General features: G+C 41.2%; 26 protein-coding genes. 10 read left to right on the top strand and 16 right to left on the bottom strand.

The features are described from left to right. Positions 1-50 precede the first annotated feature (50 nt). A complete protein-coding gene (locus MgSA37_RS15870; protein ID WP_096353265.1) occupies positions 51-245 on the bottom strand; it encodes a hypothetical protein in 195 nt (64 codons plus the stop codon). A gap of 281 nt (positions 246-526) precedes the next feature. Between MgSA37_RS15870 and MgSA37_RS15865 the strand changes: the two genes are divergently transcribed. The 9 genes from MgSA37_RS15865 to MgSA37_RS29410 all read left to right on the top strand — a co-directional run bounded on the left by MgSA37_RS15865 (position 527) and on the right by MgSA37_RS29410 (position 8,400). Further along, positions 527-1,381: a hypothetical protein gene (locus MgSA37_RS15865; RefSeq protein ID WP_096353264.1), complete on the top strand. Its 855-nt coding sequence runs from the start codon at positions 527-529 to the stop codon at positions 1,379-1,381. Between the two features lie 159 nt (positions 1,382-1,540). Beyond that, positions 1,541-2,260, top strand: a complete 720-nt coding sequence (locus MgSA37_RS15860; protein WP_096353262.1) for an LOG family protein — start codon at positions 1,541-1,543, stop codon at positions 2,258-2,260. 40 nt (positions 2,261-2,300) lie between these two features. After that, a complete protein-coding gene (locus tag MgSA37_RS15855; protein ID WP_096353261.1) occupies positions 2,301-3,503 on the top strand; it encodes a PAS domain-containing sensor histidine kinase in 1,203 nt (400 codons plus the stop codon). 108 nt (positions 3,504-3,611) lie between these two features. Then, on the top strand, positions 3,612-4,043 hold the full coding sequence (locus MgSA37_RS15850) for an Hsp20/alpha crystallin family protein (RefSeq protein ID WP_096353259.1): 432 nt from the start codon (positions 3,612-3,614) through the stop codon (positions 4,041-4,043). A gap of 59 nt (positions 4,044-4,102) precedes the next feature. Beyond that, positions 4,103-4,525 (top strand): hypothetical protein, encoded by a 423-nt coding sequence (locus tag MgSA37_RS15845; RefSeq protein WP_096353258.1) that lies wholly within the window; start codon positions 4,103-4,105, stop codon positions 4,523-4,525. Positions 4,526-4,688: 163 nt separating this feature from the next. Continuing rightward, a complete protein-coding gene (locus tag MgSA37_RS15840) occupies positions 4,689-6,182 on the top strand; it encodes a L,D-transpeptidase scaffold domain-containing protein (protein WP_096353256.1) in 1,494 nt (497 codons plus the stop codon). Between the two features lie 136 nt (positions 6,183-6,318). Further along, positions 6,319-7,710, top strand: a complete 1,392-nt coding sequence (locus MgSA37_RS15835) for a sensor histidine kinase (RefSeq protein WP_172885330.1) — start codon at positions 6,319-6,321, stop codon at positions 7,708-7,710. A gap of 100 nt (positions 7,711-7,810) precedes the next feature. Further along, positions 7,811-8,209 (top strand): nitroreductase family protein, encoded by a 399-nt coding sequence (locus tag MgSA37_RS15830; RefSeq protein WP_096353253.1) that lies wholly within the window; start codon positions 7,811-7,813, stop codon positions 8,207-8,209. Beyond that, positions 8,206-8,400 (top strand): nitroreductase family protein, encoded by a 195-nt coding sequence (locus MgSA37_RS29410; RefSeq protein WP_157750592.1) that lies wholly within the window; start codon positions 8,206-8,208, stop codon positions 8,398-8,400. The genes MgSA37_RS15830 and MgSA37_RS29410 overlap by 4 nt, the downstream gene beginning before the upstream one ends. A gap of 7 nt (positions 8,401-8,407) precedes the next feature. Here MgSA37_RS29410 and MgSA37_RS15820 read toward each other — a convergent pair whose 3' ends face one another. Then, positions 8,408-9,766 carry a DUF3943 domain-containing protein gene (locus MgSA37_RS15820; RefSeq protein WP_157750591.1) on the bottom strand — a complete coding sequence of 453 codons (1,359 nt, stop codon included), beginning with the start codon at positions 9,764-9,766 and terminating at the stop codon, positions 8,408-8,410. A gap of 256 nt (positions 9,767-10,022) precedes the next feature. Here MgSA37_RS15820 and MgSA37_RS15815 point away from each other — a divergent pair, with 256 nt between their 5' ends. Beyond that, positions 10,023-10,688 (top strand): nitroreductase, encoded by a 666-nt coding sequence (locus tag MgSA37_RS15815; RefSeq protein ID WP_096353249.1) that lies wholly within the window; start codon positions 10,023-10,025, stop codon positions 10,686-10,688. 2 nt (positions 10,689-10,690) lie between these two features. On the opposite strand, the gene MgSA37_RS15810 is transcribed toward MgSA37_RS15815, so the two are convergent. The 14 genes from MgSA37_RS15810 to MgSA37_RS15750 all read right to left on the bottom strand — a co-directional run bounded on the left by MgSA37_RS15810 (position 10,691) and on the right by MgSA37_RS15750 (position 22,643). Further along, complete coding sequence (locus MgSA37_RS15810) at positions 10,691-11,059, bottom strand: response regulator transcription factor (RefSeq protein WP_096353247.1); 369 nt, start codon at positions 11,057-11,059, stop codon at positions 10,691-10,693. 5 nt (positions 11,060-11,064) lie between these two features. After that, positions 11,065-12,210 (bottom strand): PAS domain-containing sensor histidine kinase, encoded by a 1,146-nt coding sequence (locus MgSA37_RS15805; protein WP_096353246.1) that lies wholly within the window; start codon positions 12,208-12,210, stop codon positions 11,065-11,067. A 181-nt stretch (positions 12,211-12,391) separates the two neighbouring features. Next, positions 12,392-12,751, bottom strand: coding sequence for a response regulator (locus MgSA37_RS15800; protein WP_157750590.1), 360 nt, complete (start codon positions 12,749-12,751; stop codon positions 12,392-12,394). Positions 12,752-13,149: 398 nt separating this feature from the next. Beyond that, positions 13,150-13,443, bottom strand: a complete 294-nt coding sequence (locus tag MgSA37_RS15795; RefSeq protein ID WP_096353242.1) for a DUF3892 domain-containing protein — start codon at positions 13,441-13,443, stop codon at positions 13,150-13,152. A gap of 11 nt (positions 13,444-13,454) precedes the next feature. Further along, positions 13,455-14,084 (bottom strand): hypothetical protein, encoded by a 630-nt coding sequence (locus MgSA37_RS15790; RefSeq protein WP_096353241.1) that lies wholly within the window; start codon positions 14,082-14,084, stop codon positions 13,455-13,457. A 50-nt stretch (positions 14,085-14,134) separates the two neighbouring features. Further along, positions 14,135-14,278, bottom strand: coding sequence for a hypothetical protein (locus MgSA37_RS28270; protein ID WP_157750589.1), 144 nt, complete (start codon positions 14,276-14,278; stop codon positions 14,135-14,137). A 104-nt stretch (positions 14,279-14,382) separates the two neighbouring features. Further along, positions 14,383-14,760 (bottom strand): response regulator, encoded by a 378-nt coding sequence (locus MgSA37_RS15785; protein ID WP_096353239.1) that lies wholly within the window; start codon positions 14,758-14,760, stop codon positions 14,383-14,385. Positions 14,761-14,951: 191 nt separating this feature from the next. Further along, the gene (locus tag MgSA37_RS15780; RefSeq protein WP_096353237.1) at positions 14,952-16,469 is read right to left on the bottom strand and encodes a PAS domain-containing protein; all 1,518 of its coding nucleotides are present in this window, start codon (positions 16,467-16,469) and stop codon (positions 14,952-14,954) included. 123 nt (positions 16,470-16,592) lie between these two features. Further along, positions 16,593-17,294: a DUF6629 family protein gene (locus MgSA37_RS15775; protein WP_096353236.1), complete on the bottom strand. Its 702-nt coding sequence runs from the start codon at positions 17,292-17,294 to the stop codon at positions 16,593-16,595. Between the two features lie 221 nt (positions 17,295-17,515). Further along, positions 17,516-19,426 (bottom strand): ATP-dependent zinc metalloprotease FtsH, encoded by a 1,911-nt coding sequence (gene ftsH, locus MgSA37_RS15770; RefSeq protein WP_096353234.1) that lies wholly within the window; start codon positions 19,424-19,426, stop codon positions 17,516-17,518. Between the two features lie 141 nt (positions 19,427-19,567). Continuing rightward, positions 19,568-20,338: a porin family protein gene (locus tag MgSA37_RS15765; RefSeq protein ID WP_096353233.1), complete on the bottom strand. Its 771-nt coding sequence runs from the start codon at positions 20,336-20,338 to the stop codon at positions 19,568-19,570. 78 nt (positions 20,339-20,416) lie between these two features. Further along, complete coding sequence (locus MgSA37_RS15760; RefSeq protein ID WP_096353231.1) at positions 20,417-21,019, bottom strand: DUF4136 domain-containing protein; 603 nt, start codon at positions 21,017-21,019, stop codon at positions 20,417-20,419. Between the two features lie 29 nt (positions 21,020-21,048). After that, the gene (locus MgSA37_RS15755) at positions 21,049-21,906 is read right to left on the bottom strand and encodes a universal stress protein (RefSeq protein ID WP_096353230.1); all 858 of its coding nucleotides are present in this window, start codon (positions 21,904-21,906) and stop codon (positions 21,049-21,051) included. Between the two features lie 80 nt (positions 21,907-21,986). After that, positions 21,987-22,643 (bottom strand): BON domain-containing protein, encoded by a 657-nt coding sequence (locus tag MgSA37_RS15750; protein ID WP_096353228.1) that lies wholly within the window; start codon positions 22,641-22,643, stop codon positions 21,987-21,989. Positions 22,644-22,816 lie beyond the last annotated feature (173 nt).

Raw genomic sequence — 22,816 nt, 5'->3', positions numbered from 1 at the left:
CTAAGTTAAACAAAGTAATTAAACAAATGTTTAAAACAAAAAATTAATTGCTAATACGTATTGAAAGCCTGGCCGGGTGAAGGAACCTCATTGGGTGGTGGCCCAACCGGATTTTCAACCGGGATGCTGTTTGGGGCTTCTTTTGGGGCGGCTGGTTCTTTTGGATCAGCTGCGGGTTTAATTTCGGGTTCTTTTGCAGGTTCCGGTATCTCAACCGCTTCTCCTGTTTCTCTTTTCTTTGCCATCGTTAGCAGATTATGCTCAAAATAACCACAATAATTTCGCCCGTGGTATGATGGGCGTCAGCCCAATAGCTGATACAAGTCATATTATCAGCGTGCCGCGTAAATAAAATAACCGCTGTAATATTAATGATGAATAATAGGGAAAGAGAGGTGGTTTTATGATCAGGATCAATTTTTTAAGTGACAGGGATCATGGGTTGTTCTGAAAATAATTTCCGAAATTTATGAAGCCCCTCTTATAACCAAAATTGTATTTTGATAATTTATTAACAATTAAACCGATGAAAACCATTGTAGTTATCAACGATGCTTCTCCGGAAGCCGCACATGCTGCTAAGTTGGCCTTGAACATCGCCCAAAAGGTAAATGCCGACCTTTTAATTGCTAATATATTTAAAGAAAATGCGCCGGTAAAGGCAATGGAATATGTTTTGGTTGCGGTTAATGCGGACGATGGCGTTAAGTTTAAGTCTAAACCCAAATCCAGACCTTGTTTGCTAAGCAAACTGGTATTATTAAACAGCCAAAATAAAAGTGTTTTTAAACCGCGGATAAGTGATTTTAATGCCGCTGGCTTCTCTGAAAACGATATGGCTGCGTTTGTTATTAAAAACAATATTTGGATGATGGTTAAGGGCATGCATGAAAATGTGGAGTTGATGGGAGAAACCAGGCAAATTAATATTCATTGCGTTTTAAACCGGGTAATGTGCCCGCTTTTGCTTGTTCCCGGCAAATACCAGGTGAAGGACCTGGAGCGAATTGTTTACATGGCCGATCTGAGGTATTGTCAGCTCCCTGTTGTGAAATGTTTGGCTAGTATCGCCAGGCCATACAATGCTAAATTGCAGATAGCGCACATTTCTGCCCGGGGATTGCCAGATATGGAAAAAAATTATGCCATGCGTTTTTTTAGCGAGGCCATCGGCAGCGTAGTGAATTACGACCAGTTGTTTTTTAATAATATTAAAGAAAGAGATATTCAAAAAGTGGTTGATGTAATGATCAACGGGCTAAATACTGATCTTTTGGTATTGATCAACCACCAGTTCCATTTTGAACAAATTATAGGGAGGCATATAACAAACCAGTTGCCGGCTTATGTTACGGTGCCTTTGCTTATATTTCCCGGGTAAGAGATAAGCTTTAACGGTGGTTTTTTCGTGGACGGGGGGGGGATAATATGACCCAGGTCACTTTTCCGGATGATGCTCATCATTTGGGCGTCGTTGTTATGTGCTCATTTTTGTATTTATCAATTACTAAACTGGTTGATTATTCCCTTTAATTTACTAATGAACAAGTCTGAGATCATATTCCTTGATGGCCCGCATTCCCGTTATAAGGAATTAAAGTTCACTTTTCAAATGATCATTGAGTTTATCAGAGGTTTCAGGGGACTGCATTTTATCGGCCCATGTATAACCATTTTTGGTTCTGCCCGCTTTAAAGAAGATCATCCGTATTATCAGCTCACCCGCGAAGCTGCGGCAGCATTTGCAAAACTGGGCTTTACCATTTTAACGGGCGGCGGTCCGGGTTTAATGGAAGCCGCCAACAGGGGCGCCAAAGATGTAGGCGGTCGTTCCGTTGGATGCAATATAGTGCTGCCGGTTGAACAGAAACCCAATCAATACCTTGATAAGTGGGTATATGTAAAGCATTTCTTTGTACGTAAAGTGCTGCTGGTTAAATATTCATTTGCTTTTGTGGTAATGCCTGGCGGGTACGGTACTATGGACGAATATTTTGAAGCTTTAATTTTAATTCAAACCCGTAAAATCGAGAATTTTCCCATAATTATTTTTGGTAAAGAATATCATAAGGAATTGATCGGACATATCGAAACTATGAAAAAGAATGGCACCATCGGCGAAGCGGATGCCCGCCTTTACCTGGTTACCGATAGCATCGAGGAGGCCACCATGCACATTATCGAAAAAAGTATAAAACAATATGGTTTAAAGCCTGAGAATAAAGTAAGACCTTTTAAATGGTTATTTGAGCATGAATAAAAACGATATATGTGCAAGTGCAAGATAATTTATAATACCGATGGAGAATAATGATCTTTTAAAAGCTGTTATTGAAAATGTTGTAGACGGGATTATCATTATAGACGACCATGGCACTATTTTGACAGCCAACCCTTCGGCCTGTATTTTATTTGGTTACGATCAGGGCGAGTTAAACGGTAAAAATATCGGTATTTTAATGACCGAACATGACAGGCCCGAACACCAGTCGCATATAGACGAGTACAAAAAAACCGGGCAGGCCCGGATCATTGGCAAGGGCAGAGAAGTAAAAGCGTTAAAAAAAGATGGTTCGGTTTTTCCTGCAAGACTGGCAGTGAGCGAAGTAAAATACCTCGACAAAATTTTATTTGCGGGGGTTGTGCATGATCTTAGTCTGGAAAAAAAGGCGGAGGAAGAACGGCATTTATATACCTCAAAACTGGAAGCGATAGTTGAAGAAAGAACAGGTTCTCTCAAAAATATTGTCATCGCCCTTGAAAAGGCAAAAGATGAAGTTTACAACTCATTACTCAGGGAAAAAGAAGTGAATCAGCTAAAAACGCAATTCGTTTCGGTAGCCTCGCACGAATTTCGTACTCCGCTCAGCAGTATCCAGCTTTCGGCATCGCTTATTGAGCAATATTATGATAAACTGAATCGCGATAAGGTGTTATACCACCTCAGTAAGATCAAATCTTCCGTTAATTATATCACTGCAATTTTAAATGATTTTCTATCGGTTGAACGTATTGAATCGGGTAAATTGAAAACCGAACTGAAGGAAATTGATTTGAAGGTGCTTATGCACGAAATAATAATGCAGCTGTCATTGCAGGCCAGGCCGGGGCAGAGAATTGATTATATGAACAACGGGGGGCCTGAAAGAATAATGGTGGATGATAACCTGCTAAGGCATAGTGTTTTCAACCTCCTATCAAATGCCATTAAATATTCAGGCGAGGATGGGGTAATAGAAGTGAAAACAATAAAAAATGAAGAACAATATATAATCACAGTAAGGGATAATGGTATCGGTATTCCGGTTGTTGACCAGGCACACCTGTTTGAGCCTTTTTTCAGGGCCGGCAATATTGGTACGATACAGGGAACCGGCCTGGGCCTCAATATTGTAAAACGGTATGTAGAATTAATGAATGGGAAAATCAGTTTTAAAAGCGACGAAAACGGCACAATTTTCGAGTTGGTTTTGCCCGTTTCGCCCGGTGGAATAATTAACTAGCTTTTAGTATTTTTTATGATAAACATCACTGAATGAGATGACCGCAATCATGGTTTTTAATGGTAAAGGTTAGCAATTTTACATCATAAACATTAAATATTTACTCCTATGTCAAATCTTGTAAAAACAAATCGTTTTCCATCATTAGGATCAATGATGGAAGATTTCTGGAACACCGACAAGTTTTTCAATCAGCCATTTTTTAATGGCGAAACTTTGCCAGCCGTAAACATTCGGGAAACTAAAAACAATTATGAACTGGAGGTAGCAGCTCCTGGTTTTAAAAAAGAAGATTTTAAGGTTACCACTGAAAATGGGTTGTTAACCATCAGTGCGGAAACAGCTACAGAAAAAAATGAAGAAAAAGAAAAATATACCCGGAGGGAATTTTCATGCTCTTCATTTATCAGGACATTTACTTTGCCTGAAAATGTAGTTGAAGACGATATTGTTGCCAAATATCGCGATGGCCTGCTGAATATTGAACTGAAGAAATCAGGGAAAAATTTAGTTGCCAAAAAAGAAGTGAAAGTTGATTAATTTAGTTGATAATCCAATACTCCGGCAATTTGCTGCCGGAGTATTTTATACCACACATCATGGAATCTGCAGCTAATATTTCTTCCCGTTCATTACAATATTATGTAATTGACAGGCATTGGGCTTCTGATCTTGAATTCTTCAGGATTGAAACTGCATTTTTGCACCGTTTGTTAGAAGACCATTTTATCCCTTTATGTAACCAGGCTCATATTGCTGAACTTACCCATGCCGGTATGAGATTATACAACCTTGAAAAGGAAGAAACCGTGGCAGACAAATTACTGCTTGATCAGTTAAAACACCTTGAGTTAATGGCCGAAGACATCATCCCCGAGGACGCTGATAATTTAGCTTCCAATCAGGTAAGGTTGGAAGGGATGGTAACCAAGCTTATGGCCGATTACCGCAATACAAAAAAGGAAATTTTTACGCTTATTAGCGGTATATCCCACCAAAACAAACTTATTGCTGAACATTAGTCAAACCAAATATATATAAGTCTATAGTTAGAGAGGCGCTTTTTTTAAGGCGCTTTTTTTGTTTGGGGAAGCCTAAAGGTGTTTTTAATCAGGGTATTATGTGACTGTAATCATTATCAAATAGTTGGCTAATGATGAAATTTGTATAATTAATAATTAAGCCATGGAAACACATGCCAAATCAATAATTCAAATTAGCGGAAGCCGCAAAATTTGTTTTTTGCTTGTATTTTTTGTTGTTGGACTTTTTGTCTTTTGCAACCTGGCTTCAGCTGAAAAAGAAGTGAATGGCCGGGGTTTAGCCGCACTTAAACCCGATACCGCAATTTCAGTTGAAATTAAAAGTGGGTTTGAGCGTAAGAGTTGGTCAAACCTGTTGTATCCGAAGTCAGTATTGCGCTTTTATCAGCACAATGGCTTTCAACCTGTATGGGTTGATGCGGCTAAAAGCCCGAAACAAACGTGGGAGGCTATGCTGATGCTGGATTGCGTTTTGCAGTTCGGTTTATCACATGACGATTATCATCCAAAAGATTTGTCTTATGATCTTTTGCACAACATTCTGGAAAAACCACTTGCGGTAAATGATGTGGAAAAGGCAAAATACGATATCACGTTAACCGATGCCGTGATCGCTTTTATGAACCATTTGCACTACGGTAAATTAAACCCCGACTTTACGGCTGATAAAATAGATAACGGTATTGAGGGTGGCTTTAACGCCGGGGCCTTCCTGGCCACCGCACTGCCGCAGAAGGATTTTATGAAATCGGTCATCAGCGTTCAGCCGAAGGTGAAAGCCTATGCCGACCTGCAATACCAGATGCACCTGCTTGAAGGTGTTTATCAGGGTGATTGTTATGATATCCCTGACTCAACAGTCAGAAGGATCGCTGCTAATATGGAAAGGCTGCGCTGGGCTGGCGTAGCCGATAGCGCTTATATTCATATTAATATTCCATCGTACACCCTCAAATTTCACCAGCCCGACACCACCTATGAATTTAAGGTAATTGTTGGCAAACCTGCGTGGCCAACACCGACACTAAACAGTGCGGTTAGTTACTTCACCACTGCGCCGGAATGGAGGGTGCCCAAAAAAATATTCGAAACCGAGATATTGCCAAAAGCATTGAAAGATCACGAATACCTTGAGCGCAACCAGATTTCATTATATGATGAAAAGGGAAATTACATTTCGCCCGGGATGGAAGCCCTTGAAATGATCAGCAACAATCCGGGCGGGTACACTGCCCGGCAATCAGCAGGCTGCGATAATTCAATGGGCCTCATTGTTTTCAGGTTCCCGAATGTGTATGATATCTACCTGCACGATACGCCCGAACAACAATTATTTAAGGTACAGGAAAGGGATTTTAGTCACGGTTGCATAAGGGTTGAGCAAGCCGAAAAGCTGGCGGGCCTGATCCTGGCACTTGACGGTTCAGAAAATTTAATCACCAACGTACACCACGCAATAAGACAGTATAAAACGCAAAATTTCATCTTAAAAAAGACGATACCGATAATCGTAACTTATTTAACCTGCGAAGTACAAAACGGCGCTCTGGTGGTATTCAAAGATATTTACGGGCTGGATAAGCGTCTCGAAATGGCTTTGTATAACATTGTCGATCCGCTGGCATTAGTTAATTAACCCAATTTTGCAAAAATAGGTATGGCCATTCTGCTGTTTAACAAAAAAGTACCTGTTTATCATCAGGTTTATTAGTGATGTTGATCATTCTGTACCGCGCGGGGATTGAGGATATTTATAAAAACAAATGGCTGTCATGGGAATACCCGCAAAAAACAAGTTGTCGCCTGTAACTCCGGCTGAAATCAAGAAAGCCTTTCCTATAATGGTTTATGTGGGCCGAACTGCAGCTATTCTATTGGTACTGATTGTGGGTGCCTCTTCGTTATATTATTCGGGCAGGCAGCGTGAGAAGGAAAAATGGATTGAGCATGCTTACAGTGTATATAATAAAGTTGATACGGTAGGCGATCTTTTAAACGAAATTTCGCTCAGCAGAAACCGGTACGTGAACACGAAATCGATCGGCTTTTTAAAGGAATATAATGCGAACATCATCTACCTGCAGGCTCAGCTCAAAATATTAGCTGATATGGTTAAGGATAACCCCGGGCAGACTAAAAGAGTAGCGAACCTATCCAACGATCTTAATAATCTCGCCCAGGACTGGAAATCAGGCCAGTTATTATTAAAGCCGCAGAAAGATAGGTCAACTGCACAAATTGTTTTTCTTGAAAAAGCAAAAATGGATGTGGCCATTGCCGATATTAACGCCATTAAACAGGCCGAACAAAAGCTGCTGGTAACACGGGAAGCAGAAAACAGGCAACTCAGGGAACGAACTGAAATAGCTATTATAAGCGGTACAGTAATGATTTTGATTATTGTTTACTTTTTGATCTGGTTCATCTGGCGCGAATTCAACAACAGGGTAAAGACCTACCAGCAGGAAAAAGAAATTAGCGAGCTAAAAACCAATTTCGTTTCCATTGCCTCGCATGAATTCCGTACGCCATTAAGTTCAATGATGCTTTCATTGTCATTAATTGACAAATACGCCAGGAATAATGATGCTGACGGTGTTTTAAAACACAGCCATAAAATCAAAACCGCAGTAAACAACCTGACGGCAATTTTGGAAGACTTTTTATCGCTGGAAAAATTAAATACCGGTAAAGTCAGGGTGAAAAATGAGCATTTCGACCTGAAAGAATTGTGCGAATCCATTATTGAAGATATGGAGCTTAGTTTAAAACCCCACCAGAAGCTATTATATAACCCCTCGGAGACAAGTATTATCGTTGACCTGGATAAGCACCTGGTGCACAATGCAATTGTAAACCTTATCTCCAACTCAATCAAATATGCCGGCGACCAGGCCACCATATTGCTTGAAACCAGGTACACCGGCGATAGGATTTTTATTAGTGTTAAAGATAACGGAATAGGCATTGCCGAAGACGATCAAAAAAACCTGTTTACGGCATTTTACAGGGTAAATAATACCGGGAACATTCCCGGAACGGGATTAGGCTTGAACATAGTTTTAAGGTATGTTAAATTAATGAACGGCAAGTTGTCTTTCTCCAGTATGCCCGGAAAAGAAACACGTTTTGAGATGATTTTCAGCGATGGCAAGCCCATGTGATCCAACGCAGCACACATCATCAGGTATAAATGCGCAATACAGAATAAAATAAACCGGGATGCAACCCGGGCAAATAAATTACAAGCAATAACATAAGACGATGAATGAAGTTATAAATAACATTTATAAAAGGCGCGCAGTACGGAAATATAAAGACACGCCTGTTGAAAAAGACCTGGTGTGCCGTATTATAGCGGCCGGGAAAATGGCGCCGTCAGCAATGAACCGGCAGCCCTGGAAATTTTTTGTGCTTACGGATAAAAACAAGATCAGGTCTTATTCCAAAGAAATAGCACACATAGCCTTGCAGGGGGTAAAGGATCTTAGTTTAAAAGAAGTAGTGAAAATAAGCCTCAGTCTTTTTCATTTTTCAACCATAGCAGACCTGGTTACAAAAAGTGATCATGTGTTTTATGGAGCGCCGGTAGTCATATTCATTACTTCGCCCAAAGATGATGAGTGGGGGGGCTGGACGTGGGTATGTGTGCCCAGAATATGATGCTTGCTGCCAGGTCCATCGGCCTGGAAACCTGCCCTGTTGGTTTTGCAAAATTTGTGATGAAAACCCCCGATTATCATTTACTGAATATCCCGGACACTGATATGGTGCAACTGGCCATAATCCTCGGCTATGGCGATGAACATCCAAAGGAGCACGAAATGGTTGACGGTAACGTTTTTTATGTATAGGGTAAAACTAAAGCAATTTATTAAACCTGACGGAAATCCTTAAATAGGGGTAGGTTTTGTCGTAACCGGGATAGTGTTTATAATGACCCAGCAGGTCAAAATATCCGGGTTCTGCAGATATGGAATATCCTTTGATGATCTTAAATCCAAGTTCACTGGTAACGGTATGTAAAAAATTGTCTGAGGAGTTGCCGCTATAGGTTTTAAACCATCCCCCCCTGTAATTTATGCCATAAAAAAACCTGTCGTTCAAACTGATCATCGCGCCGGCGTTAAGCCCGGCACCCCAGCAATAATCATAATGCCTGTCAAGCTTAAGGTAAGGGTCAGGTATGGCAGCTAATATGATTGGGCCGGTGCCAAATGTTGTGTTTAATTTTATCTTGCGGGATAGCTTAAACTTTGAAAATAAATTGAGCTTTATATTTTCTGAACTGTAAAAAAAAGCATCGTTATTTATATAATCATAATTAGCGGTAAGCAGCGCCATTTGTTGCGTTTGATCTGTGTATTGTACCCAGAATCCCGCTAAAGAGCCATACACACTGATCAGATTTACATTTGACTTTATACTCTTGCCAAATTCTGTATTGATAGAGATGAAGCTGAACGGAGACCTGTAATTTTCATAGGGCGACCCATATAATAGTTTAAAACGGCCATACCAGCTGAAACTCCCATCGCGATTATTAACCGAAAACCGGCGCATGCCGGCGTCAAATTCAACATAAACCTTAGTCGTATCCTTTTCAACCGGGTTGACACTGACTTTGCCCCATTTACCATCAATTATCCTGTTAAGTCCATTAGCGGGATTAATCAGCAGCGCCAAAACTTCGTTGGCCTGACGTTTTAAGCCCCGGCTGTGGTTGTTTATTATTTTGTTCGCAAACCGATGCGTGAATTCGCCCAGTATCGAACCTCCAAAGCCTGTGTTAATAAAGTCATTGATAGAGGGGGCCTGGCTCTCGCCAAAAGTTTCCCATATATAACTGCCGGCAAATGTTGCAGGAGCCGACTGCCAAAAACTATAACCGTTTGACCGGAAAGAATTGAAAAAGATGCTCCCATGTGAGGGATGTCCAAATTGGTTAGTTAAAAAATCATCGTTATCCCAAAACCAGCTGCTGGGTTTTGTATTGCTTCCGACTGTTTTAAAAGAAATTTTTGACCAGGCGGCGCCGGTAACAAATCTATCAAATGTCCATGGCAACACTTCTGTAGCTGATAACAGCAAAACTGCCCTACCAAACCTTTTTTTTACAGCCGTATCCCGGTAATTATATTTTGGAATGCTGTCGGGATAGGGGAGCCGCCTGAAATTATATTGCGCAACCAGGGTATGCGGGCTAAAGTAAAAAAACAAAAAAAATAAAATCCCCAACCTGCATACGGAAGGATATTTTATTTTTCTTATAAAGAGATAAAACAGGTTCATTTTAACCATCGCCTCAGCCGGAAACGAGTACGGTATTTCAACAGATCAAAAGTAACGCTATATAACTGAGGCAGAATGACAAGCATCAGCCTTTTAGTTGACGCTGGTCATTTTAAACAACGGGTCCATGCACTTACTTTGTTATTGAAAATCAACTATGTTTTAATCTCAAAAAATCTACCCAATGGAAACAACAGTGCTTAGCGAAGACGTGCGGGCCACGGAAGGCTTAAAAATGATTTATGGTAGAAGGGCAGTAAGGAAATACAAGAACAAGCCGGTTGATGATGCTACCATTGAAAGGATTCTTGATGCCGGGCGCATGGCGCCATCTGCTATTAATAAACAGCCCTGGCGTTTTATTATTTTAACGAATAGAGACACAATCAGGAGTTTTTCTTCAGAAATTACCGCTGTTGCCGCAAAGGAATTTATCAGGACAGGTGAAAATAATCTTTTGAAAACAACCGGTAACCCATTGTATGCATTTCACGGGGCCAGCCTTTTAAAAGGGACGGACCCTATATTCCACGATGCGCCGGTGGTGGTTTTTATTACTGCTCCAATAATTGACGAGTGGGCGGCTCTTGATATTGGTATGTGTGCCCAGAACATGATGCTGGCAGCAAAGGCGCTGGGTTTGGACAGTTGCCCCGTTGGGTTGGCCAAATTTGTTGAACAAACAGACGTTTACTATAAATTAAGAGTACCTGCGGGTGACCAGGTTCATCTCGCGGTTATTTTGGGTTATGGCGACGAAACTCCGGAGGTTCATTACAGAAAAAAAGATAATGCTTTTTTTATTGACAAAAAGGCAAGGAATGTTTTTAAACGAACATTACTGCTGTAAACTTATGCAATATTTAAGCAGCGCTTTAGGGCGTCAAATAATTCCTGGGGGTCAAAAGGTTTTTGAATGTATTCAACAGCGCCGAGGCTGATGCCTACGTCAATGGCTTTTTTTTCAACGCTGGCCGAAATAAAAATAAAAGGGATCGACGCGGTTAAAGGGTCATCTTTCAACGCTGTGCATACTTCATAACCATTGGCTTCGGGCATCATGATATCGCAAAGTATAATATCAGGCAACTGCTCTTTAGCCACAATTATTCCGGAATTACCGTCGATAGCAGTAATTGCCTTATAACCTTCCAGTTCGAGCAATTCGCAGGTGTTTTCCCTGATATCGTCATTGTCTTCAATTACTAATATGGTTATCATAAGGTTTATTTTTGCGGAAATTCAACTATAAAGGTAGTGCCGAGTCCTTGTTTACTGGTAAAGGTAATTGTTCCATCCAACAATTCAACATATCTTTTTACAATGTTTAAACCAAGGCCGGTACCCTGTATGTTATTAACGTTTGAGGCCCTGTAAAATTTGCCGAATAAATTTTGCTGTTCCTGCTCCGGAATCCCGATCCCTTCATCTTTTATTTCAACAAAAACGGTTTTTTGTTTGATTTCAATTGAAAAATGGATCGTTTTACCTTCCGGTGAATATTTTACGGCGTTGGATAGCAGGTTTAAGAATATGTTCCTCAGGATTTTTTTATCCTGCAATATTTCCATTTCGCCGGTTTGGTGAAATTCGATTTGCTGGCCCGTCTTACGTATTCCGTTGAGTTCCTCTATAATATCGCCCGTAAATTCCGCCAGGTCAAACCATTCTTTGTTTATTTCCAGCTTTCCCTGCTCTGCTTTATCAAGCAGTAAAAAGTCGTTTAAAATAGCCGTAAGGTTTTTTACCGACGATTTGATCCTTTCGATATGTTTTTTTCGTTTTTCCTGCTGATCTTCCGTAGAATAGCTGTCAATTAGTGAGAGGCTTGAAAGTATGGCGCTTAACGGAGTCCTGAATTCATGCGAGGCCATCGAAACAAAACGGGTTTTCATATCGTTGAGTTCTTTTTCACGTTCAAGTGATTGCGTAAGTTCCAGCGTGCGTTCTTTTACCCTGGCCTCCAACTCTTCCTGCGAACGTTTACTTTCCGTAATATCTGTTACAAATGCCACGGCCATTTGCTGGTCATCCAATTGATAATGGCCCAGGCTGATTTCTACAGGAAATTCAAAACCATCTTTTTTTCTCGCATATAAGCTTAAGCCATAGCCCATCGGCCTTGCTTTTGGCGTGTTAAAATAGCCATCGCGGTGATGCACGTGATTGTGCCGGAAGGCCTCGGGTATTAGCACTTCTACCAGTTGCCCTATAAGCTCTGCATTTTTGTACCCGAAAAGTTTTTCAATACATGGATTGGCCAGTTCAATGCGCCCGTCGGCGCTGATCACCAGGATGCCAACAGTGGCGTATTCAAATAAAGCCCTGAAACCGGCCTCGCTTTCAAGTGACAAGGTGCTATGTTCGGTCATTTGAGATTGTTTTTTAACCAAATCATAAAAAAGGCTTTATGACGAAAGCCAAATTTACATATTAATTTAAAATATATTCCTACAAGTTTTAAATGATTGTCATATTTAAAATTGCATGCGGTATTTATCACTTAATCCCGAAGTTTTTTAAAGGTAGGGAATTACCGTAAGAGGAAGTGCATTATTTTTGCAGGCAATCGTTAATGCAGGCCATCAGCTCCGGTTCTCCGAAAGGTTTTACCAAAAAGTAACGGGCACCCAGTTTTTCGGCTTTTGCCGCATCTGCACTTTCTGATTTTGAGCTTGAAAATATGAAAGGAATATTGCGTGTAACCACATTTTTTTTGAACGCAGTAATTACGTCATAGCCATCCATGCCGGGCATCAATATATCGCAAATAACCAGCTTCGGGATGAAATTCTGTACCATTTTAAGAGCGTCAAAGCCGTTGCTGGCCGTTTTAACGGCAAATCCTTCCAATACTAAAAGCTCTTCAAAGCTTTCGCGGATATCATTGTTATCTTCAATCAGCAATATCAAAACTTTGTGGTTTAATGGCGTATGAAATACTATACTAAATTAACATTCAATACCCCGGTAATTTACCTGTACAGGGCCAAATTATAGCTGCTGAAGTTATTGCGGGTGCGCCATTAAGTTCAGCGTGCTGCTGGTTGCTCTTTGCAAACGGTTGGATTTTTGCAAAGTGCAGGCCGATAAAAAACCCGGTTTTAATTTCTTAAAACCGGGCCAAGGTTGTGATCTATTAATTGTGGAGGTTTAGCTATTTTTAACTTTTATAGTTAGTATTGATACCGCTTTTTTATATGACGTTTTGTTGCTTGTGGGAAACGTTTAACGACAAATAGCAAGCAAAACGGGAAGCAACACAAAAATCATGAAATTTAAAATCACATTTTTCATAAGCAGCAGTATTATTATGCAGATTCCGGCAGTTCGAGCAATTGGTCGGGCTCGCTTTCGTCGGCCACGGTTTTTACATATTTGTTTCCCAATGGGCTCACCGCGGCAAGCAAGTATCTTTTAACCCCGTTTTTGTCTTTTATATATGCCTCACCCCGGTTATCTTTTATCCAGTCATAAATTCCGGCCCTGTCGGTAATGCCAGGTACATTAATCTGTTCATTTTCCCACGCAAAAAACCTTATCGCCAGGTAAGGGTTCTCGTGTGGGCCCTTCTCTTTTTTTATGGAGGTAATGCGTACGGCCATTTTATTGCGTTTTAATAAGGAAAAATCAACAAGGGTATACCAATATGGCCAGCCAGTTTATCGCCGCTGTGCGGGCCCAAAATCTCTTCTAAATGGAAATGATGGTTAACCAAAACAAGGATATCGTTATGCATTCCGTTTACCAGAACATCAACAACGGTAGCAAAGTCTTTTTCTTTGATATGGTCAAAAAGAAGCCGTTTATAATTAACATTCGGACAAATTTCCCCGTTAAAAATGTTTCGTGCATAATTTTCCTGCATTTCGGGCAGGCCTTTGGCAGTAAGCTGGGCAATAGACAAAAATGCCCGCCAGGGCCGGGCCAGTTCGGCAAGGAAGCGCACCACATGGATCCGGCAATAACGCAAATCGGCTATATAAGCTATCTGTTCTATTGTTTTTATCTGCCAGCTTTCCGGAACAAGTAATAGGGGGCACTGCACTTTATTTAGTATCAAATGCGCATTAACAGGCTGAACCCGGCAATCAGCTGTTGCTGTATTTCCGTTTCCCTTTACTGTTAACCAGATGTTATTTTTATTTATAAAATCAGCCAGATCGGTTCCTGTATTCCCAAAGTCAACTATTTCAACATGCGTTTTATATTCAATCGCGAGGTTCCTGAGCAGGAGCGCATTCAACGTTGCTTCTTCAAGCGGTGGATAATAGTTTTTATCACCATTTCCGGCGGTTACTTTTTCAACAGGGCTTCGTGTTTTTTGAAGGTATTAGCCAGGATAATATTGGCCCCCATCTTTTGCGCTATATACAACGCAAATTCGGCAGCATGAGTAGCCGCTGCTGAATTGTCGTTGTATACAAGGATGTTTTTCATAGCTAGTGCAGGGCCTTTATATTATAAATTTACGAAGTGAATGAAAAAACAGTAACCTGTTTAAGGCCAATTAGCGCCTGTAAACGATTTTAATAAACGATGCTTCAGCTGGCAATCCTATTGTCAACCGGAATAATCTTTTTTACATAATTCAGCAAGCCGGGTTCTAAAAACCGCCTGGATGGATAATTCTCAATGCTGAGTACGTCTGCTGATTTCGTATTACTATCCACAGTAAAAAAAATAAAAGGGATCTTGTGAAAATAAATTGTTGTAAATAAGGATAAAAACACAGCGTACCCATCCATGCACTGCATCAAAACATCACAAACAATCAATGAGGGTAATTCCCTGGAGGTAAGCAATACAGCCTTGGCGCCGCAGTCCGCCTCAATTACATCATAGCCCTCAATTGATAAGGATTTTGTTATGTTAGCCCTGATTTCATCATTTTCCTCTACAAGCAATATGTTATTTTTCATGACATTATTATGCAATTAGCTGTAACACAGCATAAAATTAGGTTTCAAAAAATAAATAAGTAACCTGTGAAGGGTCAAATTAAACCTGTTAACGGCATTGATATAAAGCCCTTTGAACGGCTTTGTTTCTTCCCGGCGGAAATAATATCATGATGATTGGCTGCAAAAATAAAAGCAGCTTTCAGAAGGGTTTATTCATTTTCAAGGTTCAGTTCCTTATCCGTTATTTCATGAAGAATACCGGAGATTTTTTCGCACTTCAAGTCGATGAAATCAGGATAGCCAATTACCCGTCCCCGTATCTGCCTGCCTTTAGCAGTTATCATTTCGGCAACGACATCAAAAGGTTCCTTGTTTTCAATAGCGTCAAGCAGTTTACTTTGTATCAGGCCACGGCTTGCACCTTCTTTAAAAAATTTCAGCGCGTCATCCAATTCCGGCGGATTAAAATCATCCGGAACCTCCAGTATTTCTTTGACAACTTTACTCCAGATAGCGGTGTCGGTTCTGAAATTTAGCTGCCAGGCGCCAATTCTTGATATTTCGCTTGTCTTTTCAAGTATCAGCGAAAATAACCGGGCTTCTTCTTCTTTTAGCTTTAGTGCGGTTATATCTTCGGTATACATCAGCAAACCGCCAACTGATTTATTCCTTTTGTACCAGGGCTTTACTTCCCAGCGCAGCCATAAATGCGAGCCATCCAATCTTTCAATATATGCTTCATCGCATTTAGAGGTATGCCCTCTTAAACAGTCAGCTAATATATTCCGGAACTTTAATTTGATGACCGGCGAAATATCAAGAATGCTTTTACCTATAAAGTCTGTATTTTGTAATCTATGAACTTCTATCCACCTGCGCGATGCTGCCAGGTATACCAGATTATTGTCCAGCATCGCTATTTCAACGGGGGCCTGCTCTATAAATGTCTGGTATCTTTCGTCATGTTCTTTCTCAATATGAGCGATCAATTCCCGTGTTGATTTTTCCTTTAAGTATTTTTTGTAACAAGCCGAAAAATTTGACGGGTTTGAAAAATTCAGCAAAATCGCCATTTGATTTTTATTACAACGCTTTTCTGCCAGGTATTTTTCTGCCAGTTCCATTTGCAGGCCGCGGTAATAGGAAAAAATGGTAGTATCGTATTTCTCCTTAAAATCTCTTTTAAGTTTTGATTCAGAAATAAAATGCTTTTTGGCAAGTTTACCAATACCGGGGAATTCAGTCAGAATGCACGATTGTAAGGTTTGGACTACCTCGCCGAGCAGCCGATCCGTAAAATAAACGGGGCCGGGTACCTTTTCCGCAATATTTGTATCCACGCCTGTGTTATGATTGTTTAGCGGGCTTACATCAGCAACCTGCACATAAAACCCGTTAACTTCACCATCAATGATATCAGGGATATAGGTTGCCCTGGCAATTTTTGTTATTCCTGAAGGAGTGAGTATCAGCCGTTCAAAAATCTGCATCTTTCCGGCCAATGCCGCTTTTATGTGCAACAGGTTTTGTTCATATAAGGCCCCTAATACGGTTTTAAGCGATATTTTATCGATCATTTCATCAGGCGAGATACCAAACCATTCCAGGTAGGCATCGTTGGCAAAGCGGCAAATCAGGTCCTTGTCCCAATAAGCAAGCATAGCACTGGAATGACTTGCAACATTGTAGCCCAATGCGATAAGACGATTATCAGTGTTGTTTGGCATCGTTTATAAATAGTTGAATTGAAATTTTACTATCTGACAGAATTAGCGGTATTATATAAAAATGAACATAGATGTTAAATAAAAAAATGATGTAAAGCACTTATTTTTAGTGTTTTGCTCATTTCAGCTTGATGGGTGCGAATGGAATCCGGCTGTCGCAACCCCTGCAGCCATGTCGTGCAAAAAGGCCTGTTTTAAGCCAAGGATAACGGTAAAAACAACCGAGCTGATGATGGCGGCAAAAAAACACCATACCGATAATTCATAGTTTTGGAAGAAGATCCGGGTAACAAAATAAGCGATCGCTATCGATGAACCGAAAATCCACATTTTGTTAGTGCCTGAAATAAAGCCCGGTAAAACCGTTGCCGCGAAATATAAAATTGCCGAATAATGCAGCAAGTAGCCAGGGGTGCCCAGGTCATATACAATATGCATTCCACTTATCCCGGCATGAATGTGTTGAGTAAGTAAACGGTGAGCCAGGTATATGGATACCACCAGGCCGATGGCTAATATTGCAGATAATATGTTTTTTCGTTTTGGATTTTTCTCCAGCAACAAAATGGAAAAGGGAACCCACGCCGGCCAAACAACGTAAGCAAATGTTAAAAATATAAAGGTAGCTGGTTTTAGTAAAAATATATCGGCCGGATTCGACAATGATAACCATACAAATCCTTCCGTAACCTGTTGTACAGCAAATATTAAAGGTATAAAGGCAAACGGCAGCTGAGATGGATTGCATGATTGCTTAACAGCCGTTATCCCAACGATCGCCAACACGGCACCCGCCCCAAAACTTGCCCCCGCTGAAAAACACATGGTACATCCTCCTTTGATTTTAAATGTAAATTAATTTCCAAAGGAGTTTTTGCAAGCATTAAGAACTAAAGCCTTGATTAACAAAGGCTTGCGTGCTTAATGAAGGTTTTGCTGATTTGGGAAAGAACGCGAATGATAAATAAAGCTAATTGATTTTTTAAGTATCGTACACCCGCAAAAAATCACTTTGCTGGTTGATTTGAGGCCTTTTTAGGTCTTTGTCATCTTATTATTGCCTCTTTTTTTATGGTCTTCTTTGAAGGCCAAACCGGTAACCCGCCTTCACGTTTTCCTAAGATACCCTCAAGATCCTCTTTATAGATCACTTCTTTTTTAAGCAACAGCTCGGCAATATTTACCAGGAATTGTTTTTTTTCGATTAAAAGTTCTTTGGTTTTTTCATAGGCCTCATCCACCAGCTTCCGCACCTCTTCATCAATAAGCCTGCCTGTTTCCTCGCTGAATGGCTTTTGGAAACTGCTGTCGCGTTGCCCGGTTGAATCGTAGTAACTGGTGTTTCCTATCTTTTGGTTAAACCCGTAATAAGCTACCATAGTATAAGCTTCTTTTGTTGCTTTTTCAAGGTCATCCAGGGCGCCTGAAGAAACTTCGCCAAAAATTACCTCTTCGGCAGCCCTGCCGCCCAACGCGGCGCATAAGTTTTCATGAAATGCCGATTTCCTGATCAGTTGCTTTTCCTCGGGCAGGTACCATGCGGCCCCTAATGATTTGCCGCGCGGTATAATAGAAACTTTTATCAACGGATCCACGCTTTTTAAAAACCAGCTTACAATGGCATGGCCGGCTTCATGGTAGGCGATTGTTTTTTTCTCTTCAGGAGATATGATCTTGCCTTTCTTCTCTGAACCTGCAACCACCCTGTCAATAGCATCGGTAAAATCCTGTTTATTAACCTTGTTTTCTTTTTTGCGGGCGGCTATCAAGGCTGATTCATTACAGATATTAGCAATATCAGCACCTGAAAAGCCGGGTGTTTGGGTTGCCAGGAAATGTACATCAACGGATGTGTCAGTTATGATAGGCCGCAGGTGCACTTTAAAAATAGCTTCCCTTTCGGTAAGGTTGGGCAGCTCAAGGTAAATATGACGGTCAAACCTTCCGGGCCGAAGCAAAGCAGGGTCAAGTATATCAGCCCGGTTGGAGGCGGCCAGTACAATAACGCCGTTATTGGTGCCAAAGCCGTCCATTTCTGTAAGTAGTTGGTTAAGCGTGCTTTCTCTTTCGTCGTTCGAGCCGGTTAGGAATGCGCCCTTTCCCCTCGACCTGCCAATAGCATCTATTTCATCAATAAAAATAATGCAGGGCGCTTTTTCCTTGGCGCGTTTAAATAAATCGCGCACCCGCGAAGCGCCAACACCCACAAACATTTCAACAAATTCAGAACCTGAAATAGAGAAAAATGGCACACGGGCTTCACCGGCTACGGCTTTTGCCAGCAATGTTTTACCGGTACCGGGCGGCCCTACTAAAATTGCACCCTTGGGTATTTTTGCACCCAGCCGGGTGTATACCCCGGGATTTTTAAGAAAGTCTACAATTTCCCTTACTTCCATTTGGGCATCTTCAAGCCCTGCGACATCCTTAAAGGTAACGGCGCTGTTTTCTTTTCCAAATAAAGTGGCAGTGGTTTTGCCAAAGTTAAAAATTGATCCTTCGCCCTGTCCCAGGGTGGAAGATCTCCGCATCAAAAAATACAGGAATCCACTGATCAACAAAAAAGGCAAAATCCAACTCATGATATTCCCGATGTAGTTGGTTTCTTTGATGTAAGTTACCGGCACTTTGTCTGCCACGGGGAAGTTTTTCTCTGCTTCATCTAACTTTCGTTCAAATATTTCCGGCGAGCCGATAGTGAACCGGTAATGGGGGCCCTTGCTTGTTTCTTTGGGATTACCGGTATCAAAAACTTTTTTAAAATATTTATCGGCTGCAAACGCCTTTTTTATATAAACATCAACTTTCTCATTGTTTATTACCGTTAATTTTTCCACGGCTTTACGGCTCAGCATATCCTTTTCAAATTGCTGCCAGGTAGTCTCATTGGGCGACGAATAATTTATGCCCGGGAAAATAAAAAACAGCGCTAAAATCACCAGGTAAATCCAAAACATGCCGGGCCATTTTCCTCTAAGTTCAGGCTGTTCCGGTAGCTGCTTTATTTTTTTGGGGGTTTCATCTTTTACCTGTTAGTAGTCGTTTTGCGGGTGCTTATCTTCATAATTGCTTCAACTCAACCGGGCTTTAACAGTCGGTCATTTTCCAAACCGGTAACTGTAACCTATGGTAGCTACGGCCGCGCCGGTGTTGTTTTTACCGTCTTTGGCATATTTTTGGATATTCATAAAGCCAAAATTGCCACCACCTTCAATAAATATGCTGCTTTGGCCCAGTTGATAGTTAAAGCCTATATTCGCCTCAAGCCCCACGTTAAAAGTATGCAGGCTGCTTTTTACGTCGGTGTTAGCATTAAATGACTGAGGTCCGCCCGGCAGGGGTTGGGTTCCGGCCGGGTCGGTATAAAACTCACTCTGGCCGCTGGTTACCTGGTGTGCCGAAAGTAAAAAGCCTGCAAACGGCCCGGCATCAGCATAAAACCGCACAGGTGATTTATTGAAATTCCAGCCAAATTTTGCCAGAACGGGGATGAGCAGGTAGTTTAATTTTGCCTCACTTTTGTAATTAGCATAAAGGTAAGCAGGCGCAGGGCCGGGCTGAAACATTTGCGCAAGTTCGTCGGGGGTGGTAATTGCCTGGAGTCCATTTTTTTTGCCGCCCTGCGAGGAATATTCCAGCATTGGCTGTATCGAAAAAAGTTTGGACAATCTGAATTCTCCAAACAACCCAAAATCGGGGCCAAGCCTTGAACTGTACCCGGTATTTAAAGGGTTACGGTTATTGCTTCCTGCAGTTAAATTCGGGATGCTGATGCCTCCGCGCAACCCAAGCGTGAAAGTCTGTGCATCAACTGTGTACAGGGAAAAAAAGGTAAATGTAAAAACCAGGCAAACGATAGCTTTTTTCATGATAATAGTTTTTTTTAACGCCTAAAATGATTAAATAATAAATGGTGATTCAGGCCATTTACCTATTAGAAATGACGATCATTTTTCCACCGGTTTAAGCGGCAGTTTATTGATTATCCCCCCTACAACTTCCGGGATATCGTGAATTGCTTTTTCAGGATTTTCGATTTCTCCCCTGCCATATCCCCGCCAGATCACATGCCTGGTTTTACGGTCGATGAGGTCGATAATCAGTGTGCCTTCTTTATAAGGCACCTGTTCAATCTCTGAACCTACATATACCGGGAGTGGTTGCCGGTAAGTAAAATAATAGTACCGGCCATGGCGGTACCGGGCTATGCCCGGGTAATATCCTCCGTTATAAATATATACCGGGTTATTATAATACTTTACCTTGTTGTTAATCGCTATTGAATAGCGCACTAAAAGATCAGGGCGCCCGGCCTTTAAAAGCAGCCCCCGGCTTTCCAGGTTTTCAGTTGCAACCTCTTTAATTTTCTCATCTGTTATATCGGTATAGCCGTTTGTTTTTGCTGTATCCGTTGAAGGCAACCACGCAAAAGTGTGGTATTTAGCAAAAGTGGCGCCGGTACTTTGTACAGCGTAATATTGATAGCCTGAACAGCCCGACAGGCTGTAAACCAGCAATAGCAGGAAATATACTTTAATTAGATTTTTCATGCCATTTAAATTTAAAAACCGATTGTCAATTACATTGAAGGAAAAACCATTAAAGGTATATTCTGGTCGATCATAATTTCTTTGGTAACACTATGCTTCAGCATCCTTACAAATAAATAATGATGTTGGTGTACCATAGCCAGGAGCCCTGTGCCGGTTTCTTTGCAAAGACGGTTCAGCCTTTTTACGACATCCTTTCCAATTATTTTCCGGTAGGTAATCTTAGGGTATTTCAGTTTGGCAACATGTTCGCGGAACAATGTTTCCTTGGCGGTTTTTACGGCAGTTGTATCGCCGGGTTCAACTACGTGAATCACCTCTATTTCGGTGTCAAACAGCTTTCCGATTTTAATCAGGTACTGGATGGCGCCAAAATCTGCCTTGTCAAAATCTGTCGCAAAAACTATCTTATTTAAATTACTCAGGTCGTTTTTTGGCGGAATGATCAACACCGGACATTTAGCATGGTGGATGACCGAAGTTGTTTCGCTTCCGAAAAAGAAATGATCTATAGGATCCTTTGTTCTTGATCCCATTACAATTAATTCAACCTCTTTTTTGCCGCTTATTAATTTGATATTTTCAACCAAATTGCCCTCATAACTTTCAGAATGGATATGAGGTTTAATATCATCCTCATCCACAGTTGCTAATACAGGGTCGAGCGTTTTCTCCAGCTCAGCCAGGTGTTTTTTGCTTTCCTCTGCAAACCATTCAGGTTCCTCGGCTACCATTGCGCTGCCGGCATAAAATGGAGTTACCGGTAACGACTGGTAATTGTGAAATAAAAGGAGGTTGGTATGGAGTTTTGCTCCAAGTAATACCGCCGAAGCTGCGGCGTGTGTCGCATTTTCCGAAAAATCGGTAAGAACAAGTATAGTTTTCATGACTCAGTAATTATTAGGTTTGTTATTTACCGCCGGGGCTTAAACAGCCCCGGCAGATATTAGTGGCCGGGCAGGCATCGTTAATTATAATCGATAACCAGCAGATCCTCAACTGCCATTACGCCAGGTGCCGACCAGGCGGCCCTTTCGGCGGAGTTCTTCTCAACGCGCGAACGGGTTTTTCCTTTTAAGATCACCTTGTTGCCAAGGGTTTCTACTTTAATATTATTTGCTTCAAAGTCCGCGTTTCGTTCGAGCGCTTTCCTGATATTGTCTTTTACCACGTTGGTATTTACCCTGGGTTTTACCACAATAAGATTACTAACACCTTTTACCCCCTGAAGAAAACGGATCGCATTAAATGCTGCTTCCTTTTGGAAGTTCCAGTCTACTTCGCCTTCAAGGTAAACCCAGCCTTCGGTAACTTTCACCCTGATTTGTTCATCAGGGATAGTAGTGTGCCACTTTAAGGTTCTTACAATATTTTCGGCAATTTCGTTGTCGGGCAACTTTTCACCTGCCAGGAAACGAACTTCAAGTTCTTCTGCTACAGCCTGTACGCCTTTTACCCGCCAGGCGGCATTTTCAGCAGCAATCTTTTTAGCGTAATTGTCAACATAGCCGCTCAAGGTTACAACCCCGTTATGCACAGCAACGCCAATTTCGCTTGGGTTAAGAATAGGCTCCCATTTGAGCTCATCCATCACGTTTTTCTGGATCTCTGAATCTGTTTTCATAATGGTAATGATTAATGATATGATAGTTCAAAAGTCCTCATTACATGGGTGAATTAAAATGACTGTCGTCACATAACTATCTGATATTAAGCATACTTACAGTTGTTTTGTATAACAATAAAAAGCGGTTAAAAATGCCCTATAACGATGATTTTCAGACGTATCATTATTGA

It is taken from the genome of Mucilaginibacter gotjawali, assembly GCF_002355435.1.
In the GTDB taxonomy this organism is placed as follows: domain Bacteria; phylum Bacteroidota; class Bacteroidia; order Sphingobacteriales; family Sphingobacteriaceae; genus Mucilaginibacter; species Mucilaginibacter gotjawali.
Note: the sequence above shows the minus strand (reverse complement) of the source record. Positions and strands in the feature narration are given on the sequence as shown.

Excerpts from the sequence above, each read along its gene's own strand:
- MgSA37_RS15805 (WP_096353246.1), bottom strand. The coding sequence starts at position 12,210 with ATGACCGAACATAGCACCTTGTCACTTGAAAGCGAGGCCGGTTTCAGG.
- MgSA37_RS15865 (WP_096353264.1), top strand. The coding sequence starts at position 527 with ATGAAAACCATTGTAGTTATCAACGATGCTTCTCCGGAAGCCGCACAT.
- MgSA37_RS15855 (WP_096353261.1), top strand. The coding sequence starts at position 2,301 with ATGGAGAATAATGATCTTTTAAAAGCTGTTATTGAAAATGTTGTAGAC.
- MgSA37_RS29410 (WP_157750592.1), top strand. The coding sequence starts at position 8,206 with ATGATGCTTGCTGCCAGGTCCATCGGCCTGGAAACCTGCCCTGTTGGT.
- MgSA37_RS15810 (WP_096353247.1), bottom strand. The coding sequence starts at position 11,059 with ATGATAACCATATTAGTAATTGAAGACAATGACGATATCAGGGAAAAC.
- MgSA37_RS15760 (WP_096353231.1), bottom strand. The coding sequence starts at position 21,019 with ATGAAAAATCTAATTAAAGTATATTTCCTGCTATTGCTGGTTTACAGC.
- MgSA37_RS15835 (WP_172885330.1), top strand. The coding sequence starts at position 6,319 with ATGGGAATACCCGCAAAAAACAAGTTGTCGCCTGTAACTCCGGCTGAA.
- MgSA37_RS15755 (WP_096353230.1), bottom strand. The coding sequence starts at position 21,906 with ATGAAAACTATACTTGTTCTTACCGATTTTTCGGAAAATGCGACACAC.
- MgSA37_RS15860 (WP_096353262.1), top strand. The coding sequence starts at position 1,541 with ATGAACAAGTCTGAGATCATATTCCTTGATGGCCCGCATTCCCGTTAT.
- MgSA37_RS15765 (WP_096353233.1), bottom strand. The coding sequence starts at position 20,338 with ATGAAAAAAGCTATCGTTTGCCTGGTTTTTACATTTACCTTTTTTTCC.
- MgSA37_RS15830 (WP_096353253.1), top strand. The coding sequence starts at position 7,811 with ATGAATGAAGTTATAAATAACATTTATAAAAGGCGCGCAGTACGGAAA.
- MgSA37_RS28270 (WP_157750589.1), bottom strand. The coding sequence starts at position 14,278 with ATGAAAAACATCCTTGTATACAACGACAATTCAGCAGCGGCTACTCAT.
- MgSA37_RS15845 (WP_096353258.1), top strand. The coding sequence starts at position 4,103 with ATGGAATCTGCAGCTAATATTTCTTCCCGTTCATTACAATATTATGTA.
- MgSA37_RS15795 (WP_096353242.1), bottom strand. The coding sequence starts at position 13,443 with ATGGCCGTACGCATTACCTCCATAAAAAAAGAGAAGGGCCCACACGAG.
- MgSA37_RS15750 (WP_096353228.1), bottom strand. The coding sequence starts at position 22,643 with ATGAAAACAGATTCAGAGATCCAGAAAAACGTGATGGATGAGCTCAAA.
- MgSA37_RS15785 (WP_096353239.1), bottom strand. The coding sequence starts at position 14,760 with ATGAAAAATAACATATTGCTTGTAGAGGAAAATGATGAAATCAGGGCT.
- MgSA37_RS15775 (WP_096353236.1), bottom strand. The coding sequence starts at position 17,294 with ATGTGTTTTTCAGCGGGGGCAAGTTTTGGGGCGGGTGCCGTGTTGGCG.
- MgSA37_RS15870 (WP_096353265.1), bottom strand. The coding sequence starts at position 245 with ATGGCAAAGAAAAGAGAAACAGGAGAAGCGGTTGAGATACCGGAACCT.
- MgSA37_RS15850 (WP_096353259.1), top strand. The coding sequence starts at position 3,612 with ATGTCAAATCTTGTAAAAACAAATCGTTTTCCATCATTAGGATCAATG.
- MgSA37_RS15840 (WP_096353256.1), top strand. The coding sequence starts at position 4,689 with ATGGAAACACATGCCAAATCAATAATTCAAATTAGCGGAAGCCGCAAA.
- MgSA37_RS15815 (WP_096353249.1), top strand. The coding sequence starts at position 10,023 with ATGGAAACAACAGTGCTTAGCGAAGACGTGCGGGCCACGGAAGGCTTA.
- ftsH (WP_096353234.1), bottom strand. The coding sequence starts at position 19,426 with ATGTTTTGGATTTACCTGGTGATTTTAGCGCTGTTTTTTATTTTCCCG.
- MgSA37_RS15780 (WP_096353237.1), bottom strand. The coding sequence starts at position 16,469 with ATGCCAAACAACACTGATAATCGTCTTATCGCATTGGGCTACAATGTT.